Consider the following 13,293-nt stretch of genomic DNA (forward strand, 5'->3'; position numbering starts at 1 on the left):
CTTAAAATAAGGACTTTTCATGGCTTTACATCCGCAGGCTGGTAAGCCAGCTGCACCTGAACAACTGATAAATGTGGCACAACTTGTTAGCCAATATTACAGCTACAAACCAGATGCCACTGCCCCTACTGAAGCAGTAAGTTTTGGTACTTCAGGGCACAGAGGATCGGCGTCGAATTATACTTTTACCGATACCCATATTAGTGCAATCTGCCAAGCACTGGTTGAATATCGTGAAGCTGAAGGTATTACCGGCCCGCTATTTATAGGTAAAGACACCCATGCATTGTCTGAGCCCGCCATGATCACCGCCATTGAAGTGCTAAGCGCAAACGGCGTTGATGTGGTCATTCAGCGAAGCGACAACGAAAGCTTAGGCTATACCCCTACGCCTGTTATTTCTCGTACTATTATTCGCTATAACCGTGAAAACACGGCAGCCCAGTCTGACGGGGTAGTAATAACCCCATCACACAACCCACCTGAAGATGGTGGATTCAAATATAACCCTCCTCATGGCGGTCCTGCTGACAGCGATGTAACGACCAAAATACAAAACCGCGCTAACGAGCTTATTGCCGAGGGCAATAAAGACGTAAAACGTATCGATATTCGTGCGGTACGAGCAAAAGGTTTAGTTCGCGAAGAGGATTTTATGGAACCCTACATTGATGACCTTTCTCAGGTTATCGATATGAAAGCTATCGCTAAAGCGGGCTTGAAACTAGGTACCGATCCTCTTGGTGGCGCAGGTATTGGCTATTGGTCACGAATTGCTGAAAAGTACGGGTTGGACATTACAGTGGTAAACCCTGCTGTCGACCCTCAGTTTGGATTCATGCGTCGCGATAAAGACGGCAAACTACGCATGGACTGTTCAAGTGCTTTCGCCATGGCGGGATTAATTGAATTAAAAGATGACTTCGACCTAGCATGGGGCAATGACCCTGATTTCGATCGCCACGGTATTGTGTGCAAGAGCGCAGGCTTAATGAATCCTAATCATTATCTTGCGGTGGCTATTCAATATTTATATACCCACAGACCGGATTGGCCAGCCTCACTTAAAATCGGTAAAACACTGGTTTCAAGCAGCATGATTGACCGTGTGGCGAATAGCTTAGACAAACCGCTTGCTGAAATGCCAGTTGGCTTCAAATGGTTTGTAGATGGCTTATCAAACAGCGAAATTGGTTTTGCCGGTGAAGAAAGTGCTGGTGGTATTTTCTTACAACGCAATGGCGAAACTTGGGCTACCGATAAAGATGGCTTTATCTTGTGTTTGCTAGCGGCTGAAATTCTTGCAGTGACTAAGAAAGACCCAGGCGAACACTACCAGGCATTAACTGAGCAGTTTTCATCACCGGTTTATAACCGTGTAGATGTGGCGGCAACTCTAGAGCAAAAGCAGAAGCTATCAGCTATGGATGCGTCGGTAGTGACCAGTGATACCCTAGCGGGCGAGCCTATAACGGCAGTGCAAACTCACGCTCCAGGAAACAACGCCGCTATTGGCGGCGTAAAGGTTTCTACTGAAAATGGTTGGTTTGCAGCACGTCCTTCTGGAACTGAGCAAATCTATAAAATTTATGCAGAAAGCTTTAAAGGTGAAACTCACTTACAAGAATTGATAAAAGAAGCTGAAGATTTAGTGGGTAAAATCATCAAATAAGGTTGAATTTCAACCAGTTCAGCCTCCAGGTTGTTGCTAAAAAGTTAAAAGCCGGGTGAATGCATACGTTTTCATCCGGTTTTTTGTTATTTTTACAAAATATTCACAACATAATCGTTTAAGCACTGCTATATTGCACTCATATCGTTGATTTTTTCTGTAATTTAATTACACATTGAGTGTGCCAAGGCACACATCAACCAGAGTGAGACGCAAAATGAACGCAAAAGCCGCCAAAACGCAACCCTCTTCAACGCTAGACAAGGCAGAGTTTAAAGCTGCTATTGTTAAGCACCTTCACTGTACATTAGGTACGGATGAAAATAAGGCTAACAACCACGCATGGTGGAAAGCCACCTGTGCAGCCATTCAGGCTCAGGTATTAGAAGGCCTTCGTAAAACACAAAAAAGCCATTATTTTAATGACACTCGTGCCGTGCATTATTTTTCTGCCGAATTCTTAATGGGCAGATTATTGTCGAACAACCTTCAAAACTTAGGTTTGTTTGATATTGCTAGTGGTGCATTAAAAGAACTTGGTGTTGAAATTACCGACATCATGGAAGAAGAGCCAGATATGGCACTAGGTAACGGTGGGTTAGGGCGCTTAGCAGCGTGCTTTATCGACTCATTGGCTACCATGGAGTTACCGGCTATTGGTTATGGTATTCACTATGAACATGGTCTTTTCCGTCAAGAAATTAAAAGTGGCGCTCAAATAGAACGCCCTGATAGCTGGCGCGATTACGGTAACCCGTGGGAAATCTGCCGCCCAGAATCAATTCAAGAAGTGCCTTTATTTGGTTATGTTGAAACTAAGTACGGCGAAAGCGGGCGCATTCAAAAAGAATGGCACCCTGGCTCTATTGTAAAAGGGATCCCTTGGGATATTCCTGTTGTTGGCTATGAAGGTAAAACCGTAAACGTGTTGCGTTTGTGGCAGTCAGATTCATCTGATTACTTTAACTGGGATGTATTTAACGCGGGTGGTTATGTAGATGCGCAGCGTGAAAACGTGCAAGCAGAAACCATTTCAAAAGTTCTTTACCCGAACGATGAAACTGAAGCAGGTAAAGAGCTTCGTTTAATTCAGCAATACTTCTTCTGCTCATGTTCATTAAAAGACATCATTCGCCGTTACAAACGTGCTCATGGTGATGACTGGAGCCGCTTTGCTGATCAGGTTGTAATTCAATTAAATGATACTCACCCAGCCATCGCTATTCCTGAGCTTATGCGTATTTTGGTAGACCGCGCTGAATTAGATTGGGATCAAGCATGGGGTATCAGCACAAAAGTGTTTGCTTATACCAACCATACATTATTACCTGAAGCCCTAGAAAAATGGCCAGCACGTATGATTGAAAAAATCTTACCGCGCCATTTGGAAATCATCTATGAAATTAACCATAGATTCATGGCTGAAGTCGATAAAAAATGGCCAAGCGACAACCGCGTTAAAGCGAAGCTTTCTATTATTGAAGAAGGCAACGAGAAGATGGTACGCATGGGCCATTTATCGGTAATCGGTTCATTTGCGGTTAACGGCGTAGCTGAAATGCACTCTCGCTTAGTGAAGTCTGACTTGTTCCCAGAGTTCGATGCTTTGTGGCCAGGTAAATTAACTAACGTTACGAATGGTATTACGCCACGTCGTTGGTTGAAGGCCTGTAACCCAGAGCTTGCTAAATTGATTGATAAGAAAATTGGCTCAGATTGGCCAAAAGATTTATACAAACTTGAAGCGCTTGAAAAGTACGCCGACAACAAGACGTTCCAAAAGCAATTCATGCAAGTGAAGCTTAATAACAAGCAACTACTTGCTGATGAAATTCGTGAAACAATGGATATAGAAGTAGACGTAAACGCTATCTTCGATGTACAAATTAAACGTCTTCACGAATATAAACGTCAACACTTGAACTTGCTTCATATTATGGCCTTGTATCGTCGTCTACTTGAAAACCCTGATTACGATATGGTACCTCGCGTATTCATTTTCGGAGCGAAAGCAGCTCCGGGTTACAAGTTAGCGAAAGATATTATCTACGCCATCAACAAAGTGGCTGATAAAATCAATAACGACCCACGTGTAAACAACAAGATTAAAGTGGTGTTCTTGCCGAACTATCGTGTATCGCTTGCTGAGAAAATGATCCCAGCATCAGATGTGTCTGAGCAAATCAGTACTGCAGGTAAAGAAGCGTCAGGAACCGGAAACATGAAGTTGGCACTTAACGGCGCTATTACCGTAGGTACACTTGATGGTGCGAACGTTGAAATTGCCGAAGAAGTGGGCGATGACAACATCTTTATCTTTGGCCTAACCGTTGAAGAAGTTCACGAGCAGCAAGAGAAAGGTTACAAGCCTTACGATTACTACTACCGTGACCCTGAAATTAAAGCGGTACTAGATTGGCTTGAAACCGATTACTTCACGCCGGGTAAACCAGGCGCGCTAGTATCGATTAAGCAAAGCTTGTTAGATCATGGCGACCAATATATGGTATTAGCTGACTTCCGTAGCTATTGCGATGCGCAAATTGCTATTGATGAAGCGTACCGTGATAAAGCACGCTGGGCTAAAATGGCGATTATTAATACTGCGAAGATGGGTAAGTTTACTTCAGACCGTTCAATTAAAGACTATGTAGAACGTATCTGGAAACTTTCACCGTGTAAGATCGAAAACTAGTCTCAACTAGCCTTAAAAACAGCCCGGAAATGCTATGCTTTCCGGGTTTTTTCGTTGCAGCGTATTTAATGGTCAATAGTCAAAAAAACTTAAAAATCAATGTGTAACCTTAATCAAAGTTAAAAGAGCTACCGTTTATAATAGAGTATGGGTTTCTATACTTTACGTAAGTTGCTCTTAGACTAAAGTCGTGTTCAACTAACATCTGCTTTCTTTTAGTACCTAGCCGCCGTTCAGTGCAAGGAAATCTTCATGAGCCAACATCATAAATCGCTGGCTACACTTCCCAATCGATTTGCTTTTATCGACACAGTATCGAAGTGTGGAGCAACGCAATCATCATTATCCTTAATGCTGGTAGATGTAGTGCGTTTTTCCGATGTCACTACCAGTTTAGGCATTACCGTTGGTGATCGCTTCTTGCTGGAAATCGCTAATCGTATGCAAGCATTGTTTGGTGACGACATTCGCCTTGGCAGAATTAGCGGCGATGTGTTTGGTATCGCCTTTCCTAATGTGCGAAGTGCTAAACAAATGCGAGATAGGTTCGAACGATTAGTTGAGCATTTCAAAACACCCATGCATCACGATGGTCACGCATTTATTGCCGACTTCAATGTTGGTGTGGTTACCTGTGAGGGACAGGCGTTTGAAATTACTGCTTTTGTTTCTCGTGGAGAAGCTGCGCTTAAACAGGCAAAAGAGAATAAGTACGAAAACTTCTGTTTGTACAACATGCAAGACAAGACTGATACTGGCCGAAGTCTTGCGCTAAAAGCTGATTTAAAGCGCGCTTTGTCGCAGAACGAATTAGAGCTTTATTATCAACCTAAAGTGAATTTACAAACCTTAGAAGTGATTGGCGCTGAGTGCTTACTTCGATGGAATCATCCGTTGGATGGTGTGCTCTTCCCAGGCCCGCTTATTGAAGCGGCAGAATCATACAATATGATGAACGAACTAGGCTATTGGACGCTAGAGCAAGCATTCAGAAGTTTGGTGGAGTTCGATATTAATCGCTTACCGCTCACCCTATCTGTTAATATTTCGCCAACGCAGTTGTATGATAATCACCTCATTCCTTCACTTAAGTTGCTAAGCGAATCTTACACTATGCCACTGACTCGCATAGAGTTAGAGCTAACCGAAGATGTGGCCTTGTCTAACTCGCTTATGGTGAAAAAGCAGCTTGATGAACTTCGGGCATTAGGGGTCGCCATTTCAGTCGATGATTTTGGCAAAGGCTACTCTAATTTAGCCTACATACGCGACCTTGATTTAAGCGCCCTTAAAATTGATAAAACCTTTGTAATGGAATTAACCGATCATCCTGTTAATCGTGCCATTATTGAAGCCGCTAAAGTGATTGGTAAAGCGAAAAATTGCGATGTAATTGCTGAAGGTGTAGAGACGGTTGCTCAATTACATATTTTACGAGATGTAGGCGTAACCATCGGGCAAGGGTATTTATTTTCTAAAGCTATTCCACTTAACGGTTTTATCGCCCTTGCGCAGCAAGACATTATGGTCGGTAACTCTCCTTTACGGGCATAACCCTATTAGCCCAAATTAGTTTACAAACTTTAAGTCATGAATGCCGAAGGGATTCGCGCATTACGTGCATTCATCTAGCCGAATCGCTAAACTAGAGTCATTCAAGCGACTATTGGTTTATGTATGCAACAACTTATCGAGCAAGGAAACTTTCTTTCTTTGTCTAGAACTCAGCCTGAGTTATTTACCTCTTCAATTCAATTCACGTTAGACAATGGCACTGAAGTATCTATTACCGCGCCCGGCATTATTGCATTTACCCCAAATGCGAAAACAACGGTGAGTAAACACGTTGTGCTATCCAGTGGTGTTCACGGTAATGAAACTGCCCCCATCGAGATTTGCGACGAGTTAGTTCAGAACATTGTTACCGGTAAGTTTATCCTTAGTCATCGCGTACTCTTTTTGTTCGGGAATTTACCGGCCATGGATATTGCTGAAAGATTCGTCGAAGAGAACATGAACCGCCTATTTAATGGCGCACATTCAAAAGGGGAAGGGTGTAATAACAGCGAGCGCAAACGAGCAAAAGCGCTCGAAGATGCCATTACCGATTTCTTCTCGGTGGCGCTTGCTGACGATGAGAAATATCATTACGACTTACATACCGCTATTCGAGAGTCTAAAAATGAAAAGTTTGCGGTATATCCTTTCTTGCACGGCAAAGCACATAGCAAAAGCCAGTTGGGGTTTTTAGCGGCTTGTGGTATTCAAACTATATTGCTATCTGAGTCAGCGACCACAACATTTAGTTACTCCTCTTCTGTGCAGCATCAAGCGCATGCCTTTACAGTTGAATTAGGGAAGGTGCAGCCATTTGGTCAAAATGACATGACGCGGTTTGAAGCTGCGAAACAATCGATTACTGCGCTTATTTGTGAAGATGACTTTAGGCCTAGCGTTGATATCGACTCACTAGATATTTATCGCGTGAATCAAGTCATTAACCGTCTTCAAGAAGATTTCACATTGCATTTTGATGACGATACCCCGAACTTTACGGATTATGCTAAAGGCACAGTATTAGCAACTGAAACTGGCGCTACTTATACCGCACAGCAAGATGGTGAAGCGATTGTGTTCCCTAATGCGAATGTGTCACTAGGGCAGCGCGCGTTGTTAACCGTAGTGCCTACAAAATTGGAGAAGCTTAGTGTTTAAGTTAGATGCAAGGCTAGAAGCAGATACACTTTTAATTCACGATTTACCCTTATGTCGCGTATTACTAATGAATGATAGCCAGTTTCCGTGGCTAATATTAGTGCCTCGGGTAGAAGGCGTTACTGAAATTATTGAGTTGTCAGATGAGCAGCAACAACAGTTTCTAGCTGAATCAGCACAGGTGAGCCGTTTGCTTCAAGCACAATTTACCCCAGATAAGTTAAACGTTGCAGCATTAGGCAATGTAGTTAGCCAGTTGCATATTCACCATGTTGCACGGTATAAAAGTGATATCGCATGGCCTAAACCCATTTGGGGCGCGCAACCTGTTGTCGCTTACTCACAAGATACAGCAGCAGAATTAGTAACAGCCCTTAAAAAAGCATTAGCTGAATAGGGTTATCACTAGCGCTAATTTAACAGCTAGTTTTTAAAAGAGCATTTAGAAAAGCTCAGTATTACAACCATCAAGCAAGGAGCAACCCATGATTATTTCGACTACGCCTACACTGGAAGGCCACAAAATTGAAGCTTACTACGGCATTGTCGTTGGCGAAGCCGTAATGGGCGCTAACATAGTGAAAGATTTATTTGCCTCAATTCGTGACATTGTAGGCGGGCGTTCTGGTTCGTACGAAGAAGAGTTAACCCGTGCCCGCAAGCTAGCCTTTACTGAGATAGAACATGAAGCAAGAAGTATGGGCGCAAATGCGGTAGTGGGGATTGATTTAGATTACCAAGTAATTGGCGATAAAGGCAGTATGTTGATGGTAAGTATTAGTGGTACCGCGGTCAAAACCTCACCGCTTTAAAACCTAGGTAAAAGTAGAACGACTATAATTACAAATAAGGCGACTGAATTACCAGTCGTCTTCTTCATCTTCAAAACCATTTTTCTTTTGGTTATCGTCTTTCTTTTTAAGTGGCGTTGGGAATTTAAACTTAGCGCTGTATTTTAATAGCGTAATATTGCCAACAACGACGCCCAACACAATAACGATAATTATCACAACCCAAAGCGTATTCATCCCTGTCTCCATTACTACCGTTTGTAATTCACACCGCGATTTAAAATGTAGCGATAGTAAATCTCATCAATATGGCTAAGCACAACAGCTTTACCTTCAATGTTACTGTTTCCAATGGCCGATATCAGCGACGCTAGCGAACGAGCCTGCTCAAATTCAGCAGCCACAACCTTATGACTCAGGTGCCATCGCTCGCAAGCCACTCCACCTTTATCTTCCCTAAAAGGGCGGAAGAAACCAAAGGTGCTCATATTCACTTCAAGCCACTGCGCTAGTGCAAAACAAGGGCCGCCTTCACAGTATTCACTGTCTACCAATGAAAACTTGCCGCTCCATTGTTCAACTGCGTGCTTATCGTATACATCAAAATCACTGCCCCAATGATGACGACTACCGCCAGGCAGTGCCGACCACATTAATATGGAATGTAGTTTTTCTACGTCTGATAAGCGCTTAGGGTTTAATGGGGTACCATTGTTATCTAGTAGCGCAGCTTCGCCGCGCCATTTTCTATTCCAAATAGCGCACTGTTTTTCAAAATGCCGAAAGCTACTAACTAAACATAAATCTATGCCGTCGCCGCGAGCGGCCTGTTGCATTTTATTAAACGCGGACAATACCTCGGGATGCAAGAAATGACCATTTCCTGCATCCACAAGGTAAGTATTATCTTGCCCTAGCCAGTTTGCTGCGCTCATAGGTGCTTTATGCAAGTAGATTTACCAGTATGCCGTAGTACATGTCGCTCAAAGACTCTAAGTCGCTCATTTTTACACATTCATCTATCTTGTGAATGGTGGCATTTACAGGACCTAGCTCAATAACTTGTGCTCCAGTCGGCGCGATAAAACGACCATCAGATGTTCCGCCAGCGGTAGACAATATTGTGGGTTTACCACGTACGTCGGCAATCGCTTTTTCCGTGGCAGTCAGTAATGGGCCTGAATCGGTTAGAAATGGTTGGCCGTTAAAGGTCCATTTAATATCGTACTCAAGTTCGTGTTTATCCAAAATAGTCGTAACACGCTTGATCAGTTCTTGATCTGTTACTTCAGTTGAAAACCGGAAGTTAAAACACACCTGAAGCTCGCCGGGAATTACATTACCCGCACCCGTACCACCATTAATGTTCGAAATTTGAAAGCTTGTAGGCGGGAAAAATTCGTTGCCATTGTCCCAATGCGATTGCGCTAACTCAGTTAATGCAGGCGTGGCACAATGAACCGGATTTTTGGCTAAATGTGGGTAGGCAACGTGGCCTTGAATACCTTTAACCGTTAGGTCGCCAGTAAGCGAACCACGGCGGCCATTTTTAACTATATCGCCCACTTCATCGGTAGAAGATGGTTCGCCAACCAAACACCAAGTGATTTTTTCATCACGGGCTTCAAGAGTATCAATGACACGGGTAGTGCCATTAATGAACGGGCCTTCTTCATCACTGGTAATAAGATACGCAATACTACCTTTATGATTAGGATAATCTGCGACAAACTGGCGCGTTGCCACTAACATGGCGGCCAAGCTACCTTTCATGTCGGCTGCACCGCGGCCATGTAAATAGCCATCTACTTCGGTAGCCGTAAACGGTGGTGTTTTCCAAGCACTTTCTGGCCCGCTTGGAACCACATCTGTGTGGCCTGCAAAACAAAAAACGGGACCATCGGTACCACGGCGAGACCAAAGGTTGGTAGTATCGTCAAACACCATGGTTTCGTTGTTAAAACCAAGGCTACCCAAAAAGTCTTTCATCGCTTCTTGGCAACCTTCATCTTCAGGCGTTACCGAACGCCTATTCATTAAATTCTTAGCTATCTCAATAACGTTGTCGTTTAACAAAATATTTCCTCGTACTGCGCAGGTTTAAAGCCAATGTGGAACGTACCGTTATGATTCAATATAGGGCGCTTCACCATCGCAGGGTGTTCAAGTAGCAAGGCTAGTGCTTTCTCGCAGGTGATATCTGCTTTATCGCTGTCGTCCAATTGACGAAAGGTGGTACCACGCTTGTTTAGCATGATTTCATAACCTAAAGCCGCTTCTGCTTTGGCAAGAAAATCAGCATCTATCCCATCTTTTCTGTAATCGTGAAAAGTAAATTCGATATTGTGCTCGGTAAGCCATTTTTTGGCTTTTTTAATCGTGTCGCAATTTGCGATGCCATACATTGTTGTACTCAAAAGGATACTCCCTTACAGCGTGAAGTTTGTGTGTATAACAAGCGGGTTATTATACATTTTCAAAAAAGGTTAGGTGCTGCCTAAATATAGAGGGTTAAAAATGTGTCGTTACCCGCATCAACAAATTTTTGGTGTGTGGGCAATACCCCTAATAAAGCTTTGGCATTTAATAACGTCATTATACAAATATTTTCCACGCCTTGTTGTTTTAGCCACGCAGAATTTACACTAAATAACATTGCACCTGCTTTTATTTGATCGCCTTGCTTTAACGGCGTTAAAAACTGAGCGCCGTGAAGGCCATCGGTCTGTAAGCCATATTTGATTCGGCATTTAAGGCCAAAAGAAGATTTAATATCCATTGCATAGTCGAGAGGATCTATTTTTAATATCGTAGCGTCAAACGGTGAAATAAGCTTACTTGAAGATGTAGTAAGCGCCAAACCCGGCCCCCACGCGCCAACCTTTATTAAATCGTCATTAACCTGATACAGCGACACGCATTGGCCTGAAGCAGGCGCCTTAATGGGAATGGCTTTTTTGAATTGTTCCGGTGGCGCAGTGAGTTGTTTTTCTATTACCACTACTAGGCCTCGTTAACGGTATAGCCTGCATTAACCAATGCTTTTTTAGCATCAGCGAGTTTGTTGTCTTTCACTAAGAAAAAGTCGGTTTCGAAGGTCGACACTACAAATATGGACACTTTTACTGCAGCGAGTACAGCGCCAATTTGCGCCATAATACCCACCATAGACAAATGCAGTGGGCCAAGTAATTCTAGTGCTCGCCACCCGTTGTCAGAATCGAGGGAGTCTACATCGACAGTCGATGGGATAACGATAGAAAGTTCATCTTCTGTTTTGCCCAAGAAAAAAAGCGGGCTTTGAAGTACATTTGCAGGAATTGCACTGTCGCCGTCTAAACTGTGGATCGTAAATTGTTGAGGAAGTACTGCGAGTGTTTGTTTAGGCATGAATAACCGAGAAAAAAGGGTTCAATCAAAGTATCCACATTAAAACACTATCTGTGATTAAGTGCTACGTGTTATCCACTTAATCTGTGGATAAGTTTGTTGAGTAGTTTGGGGCTTTTGTTTAACCTTATGAATTTAAACAATAAAATAAACTGTACAAACAATGGTCAGTGGATAACATTTGCCTATTCACAAGCATTTTCCACAGCCTCTGTCTATACATATTTAAAAAATGTTCTGATTATTTTGCAATTTCTTATCTTGACACTGGCACCTTTTATCCGACGCAATAAACCCGATCGCTACATGGTTTTTTATCAACGCCTGTGCAATTATTTGCTAGTAGGTGGCTAGAATAGTTCGCTTAGTCAATTAAAAAGCCAAACCTGAAAAGGGGAATGAAATGAGTGATAGTTTATGGTTAGACATTACCACCGATGACGCTGAAGCGTTGGCCGATTTTTACGTAGAAGTAATGGGGTGGAAAAAAGAAGCTTTCGACATGGGCGGTTACAACGATTATGTGATGATGAAAGACGATGGTAGCCCTGCTGGTGGAATCTGTCACAAACGAGGCAGTAATAGCAATATTCCTGGCGGTTGGGTACCGTACTTTACGGTAGCCGATTTAGACTTAGCATTAAGCGCTTCAAAAAACGGCGGTGGAGAGCAAATTGGTGACATTCGCCATCATGGCAAGTCTCGCTTTTGTATTATAAAGGACCCATCTGGGGCGTGTTGTGCCCTTTATGAACAAGGCGAAGAGTAAAACGATGCACGGTGTGGTGCCTGCCTAGAACTAATAAGCCGACACCACAATGTGTATATTTTAACCTAATTATTAACGCTTCTTGGTTAACCCAGTTCGAAAGCTTTTTGTTTTAGTTTATTTGTTTAGTACACCACGGTTTACTTGATCGCGCTCAATCGATTCAAATAACGCTTTAAAATTACCTTCACCGAACCCGTCGTCTTCTTTGCGCTGTATAAACTCAAAGAATACTGGCCCAAATACGGTTTCAGAGAATATCTGAAGCAGTAAACGAGGCGATTCGCCTTCCGTAGTGCCATCTAATAAAATACCCCGTTGTTGGAATTCACCAACCGGTTCACCATGGCCGGGCAAGCGCTCTTCTAACATATCGTAGTAAGTATCTGGTGGCGGTGTCATAAACTTCATGCCTTTCGCTTTAAGCTTATCTAAGCAGCTTACAAGATCGTCACAGGCAAATGCGATATGCTGAATGCCTTCACCATTGTATTGCATTAAAAATTCTTCAATTTGGCCGCCACCGCCAACCGCTTCTTCATTTAATGGTATCCGAATTTTACCATCAGGTGCTGTCATGGCTTTAGACAGTAGCCCAGTGTACTCACCTTTAATGTCGAAGTAGCGAATTTCGCGGAAATTAAATAACGATTCATAGAATTTTGCCCAATGGTTCATTCGCCCGCGATACACATTGTGGGTAAGGTGATCTAATGTATGAAACCCGCAACCTTCAGGGTGTCTGTCTACCCCTTCAATCCAGGTAAAATCAATATCATATATTGTGTTTTCACCCTGGTAACGGTCTATTAGATAAAGCATGGCACCGCCAATACCTCTGATAGCAGGCAGTTTCAGTTCCATAGGACCTGTGTGGGTGTCCATAGGCTGTGCGCCGCGCTTTAGTACTTCAGAATACGCGTGCTGAGAGTCCTTAACGCGAAAAGCCATACCGCACGCTGAAGGGCCGTGTTCTTCTGCATAATAGGAAGCATGACAATTTTTCTCATAGTTACTTAGAAGGTTAATATCACCTTGGCGCCATAACTCCACGTCTTTGGACTTGTGCCTTGCTACAAGGGTGAAACCCATGGCTTCAAACATAGGCTCCAATAAGCCTTTTTTAGGCGCAGTAAATTCTAAAAACTCAAAGCCATCTAACCCAATTGGGTTTTCAAATACGTCTGCCATTTTCTTGCTCGCTTACTGAAGTCAGTGCCTCTGCGTTGGTCGAATAGTTTTTGTTATTGAACCTATACAA

The 13,293-nt window shown here is 43.1% G+C and carries 14 protein-coding genes; 7 read left to right on the forward strand and 7 right to left on the reverse strand.

The window, feature by feature from the left end; all coding sequences use genetic code 11:
* The first annotated feature begins 19 nt into the window (after nucleotides 1-19).
* The 6 genes from pgm to Q4561_RS10200 all read left to right on the forward strand — a co-directional run bounded on the left by pgm (nucleotide 20) and on the right by Q4561_RS10200 (nucleotide 7,894).
* Nucleotides 20-1,672 carry a phosphoglucomutase (alpha-D-glucose-1,6-bisphosphate-dependent) gene (gene pgm, locus Q4561_RS10175; protein ID WP_303459908.1) on the forward strand — a complete coding sequence of 551 codons (1,653 nt, stop codon included), beginning with the start codon at nucleotides 20-22 and terminating at the stop codon, nucleotides 1,670-1,672.
* Between the two features lie 217 nt (nucleotides 1,673-1,889).
* Nucleotides 1,890-4,367, forward strand: a complete 2,478-nt coding sequence (locus tag Q4561_RS10180) for a glycogen/starch/alpha-glucan phosphorylase (protein ID WP_303459910.1) — start codon at nucleotides 1,890-1,892, stop codon at nucleotides 4,365-4,367.
* A 252-nt stretch (nucleotides 4,368-4,619) separates the two neighbouring features.
* Nucleotides 4,620-5,921 carry a bifunctional diguanylate cyclase/phosphodiesterase gene (locus Q4561_RS10185; protein WP_303459912.1) on the forward strand — a complete coding sequence of 434 codons (1,302 nt, stop codon included), beginning with the start codon at nucleotides 4,620-4,622 and terminating at the stop codon, nucleotides 5,919-5,921.
* Nucleotides 5,922-6,044: 123 nt separating this feature from the next.
* A complete protein-coding gene (gene astE / locus Q4561_RS10190; protein ID WP_303459914.1) occupies nucleotides 6,045-7,082 on the forward strand; it encodes a succinylglutamate desuccinylase in 1,038 nt (345 codons plus the stop codon).
* Nucleotides 7,075-7,479, forward strand: coding sequence for an HIT domain-containing protein (locus Q4561_RS10195; RefSeq protein WP_303459916.1), 405 nt, complete (start codon nucleotides 7,075-7,077; stop codon nucleotides 7,477-7,479). The genes astE and Q4561_RS10195 overlap by 8 nt, the downstream gene beginning before the upstream one ends.
* 88 nt (nucleotides 7,480-7,567) lie before the next feature.
* Nucleotides 7,568-7,894 carry a heavy metal-binding domain-containing protein gene (locus Q4561_RS10200; RefSeq protein WP_303459919.1) on the forward strand — a complete coding sequence of 109 codons (327 nt, stop codon included), beginning with the start codon at nucleotides 7,568-7,570 and terminating at the stop codon, nucleotides 7,892-7,894.
* Between the two features lie 48 nt (nucleotides 7,895-7,942).
* Here the strand turns inward: Q4561_RS10200 and Q4561_RS10205 are convergent, their stop codons facing one another.
* The 6 genes from Q4561_RS10205 to Q4561_RS10230 form a co-directional block, all read right to left on the reverse strand.
* Nucleotides 7,943-8,110: a DUF2897 family protein gene (locus Q4561_RS10205; RefSeq protein WP_303459921.1), complete on the reverse strand. Its 168-nt coding sequence runs from the start codon at nucleotides 8,108-8,110 to the stop codon at nucleotides 7,943-7,945.
* Between the two features lie 14 nt (nucleotides 8,111-8,124).
* Entirely contained in the window at nucleotides 8,125-8,823 is a 699-nt protein-coding gene (locus Q4561_RS10210; RefSeq protein WP_303459923.1) for a M15 family metallopeptidase, read from the reverse strand.
* Nucleotides 8,816-9,949: a succinyl-diaminopimelate desuccinylase gene (gene dapE / locus Q4561_RS10215; RefSeq protein ID WP_303459925.1), complete on the reverse strand. Its 1,134-nt coding sequence runs from the start codon at nucleotides 9,947-9,949 to the stop codon at nucleotides 8,816-8,818. Before dapE ends, Q4561_RS10210 begins: the two co-directional genes overlap by 8 nt.
* The gene (locus Q4561_RS10220) at nucleotides 9,943-10,290 is read right to left on the reverse strand and encodes an ArsC family reductase (RefSeq protein ID WP_303459926.1); all 348 of its coding nucleotides are present in this window, start codon (nucleotides 10,288-10,290) and stop codon (nucleotides 9,943-9,945) included. Before Q4561_RS10220 ends, dapE begins: the two co-directional genes overlap by 7 nt.
* Nucleotides 10,291-10,370: 80 nt before the next feature.
* The gene (locus Q4561_RS10225) at nucleotides 10,371-10,874 is read right to left on the reverse strand and encodes a PTS glucose transporter subunit IIA (RefSeq protein WP_303459928.1); all 504 of its coding nucleotides are present in this window, start codon (nucleotides 10,872-10,874) and stop codon (nucleotides 10,371-10,373) included.
* A 2-nt stretch (nucleotides 10,875-10,876) separates the two neighbouring features.
* The gene (locus Q4561_RS10230) at nucleotides 10,877-11,263 is read right to left on the reverse strand and encodes an ACT domain-containing protein (RefSeq protein ID WP_303459929.1); all 387 of its coding nucleotides are present in this window, start codon (nucleotides 11,261-11,263) and stop codon (nucleotides 10,877-10,879) included.
* 403 nt (nucleotides 11,264-11,666) lie between these two features.
* On the opposite strand from Q4561_RS10230, the gene Q4561_RS10235 reads away from it, so the two are divergent.
* Nucleotides 11,667-12,032, forward strand: a complete 366-nt coding sequence (locus Q4561_RS10235) for a VOC family protein (RefSeq protein WP_303459930.1) — start codon at nucleotides 11,667-11,669, stop codon at nucleotides 12,030-12,032.
* Nucleotides 12,033-12,149: 117 nt separating this feature from the next.
* On the opposite strand, the gene hppD is transcribed toward Q4561_RS10235, so the two are convergent.
* Nucleotides 12,150-13,223 (reverse strand): 4-hydroxyphenylpyruvate dioxygenase, encoded by a 1,074-nt coding sequence (gene hppD, locus Q4561_RS10240; protein ID WP_303459933.1) that lies wholly within the window; start codon nucleotides 13,221-13,223, stop codon nucleotides 12,150-12,152.
* Nucleotides 13,224-13,293 lie beyond the last annotated feature (70 nt).

It is taken from the genome of Alteromonas sp. 1_MG-2023 (assembly GCF_030547075.1).
Taxonomy (GTDB): Bacteria; Pseudomonadota; Gammaproteobacteria; order Enterobacterales; family Alteromonadaceae; genus Alteromonas.

Coding starts and splice junctions, on each gene's coding strand:
- pgm (WP_303459908.1), top strand. CDS start 20: ATGGCTTTACATCCGCAGGCTGGTAAGCCAGCTGCACCTGAACAACTG.
- Q4561_RS10180 (WP_303459910.1), top strand. CDS start 1,890: ATGAACGCAAAAGCCGCCAAAACGCAACCCTCTTCAACGCTAGACAAG.
- Q4561_RS10185 (WP_303459912.1), top strand. CDS start 4,620: ATGAGCCAACATCATAAATCGCTGGCTACACTTCCCAATCGATTTGCT.
- astE (WP_303459914.1), top strand. CDS start 6,045: ATGCAACAACTTATCGAGCAAGGAAACTTTCTTTCTTTGTCTAGAACT.
- Q4561_RS10200 (WP_303459919.1), top strand. CDS start 7,568: ATGATTATTTCGACTACGCCTACACTGGAAGGCCACAAAATTGAAGCT.
- Q4561_RS10205 (WP_303459921.1), bottom strand. CDS start 8,110: ATGAATACGCTTTGGGTTGTGATAATTATCGTTATTGTGTTGGGCGTC.
- Q4561_RS10230 (WP_303459929.1), bottom strand. CDS start 11,263: ATGCCTAAACAAACACTCGCAGTACTTCCTCAACAATTTACGATCCAC.
- Q4561_RS10235 (WP_303459930.1), top strand. CDS start 11,667: ATGAGTGATAGTTTATGGTTAGACATTACCACCGATGACGCTGAAGCG.
- hppD (WP_303459933.1), bottom strand. CDS start 13,223: ATGGCAGACGTATTTGAAAACCCAATTGGGTTAGATGGCTTTGAGTTT.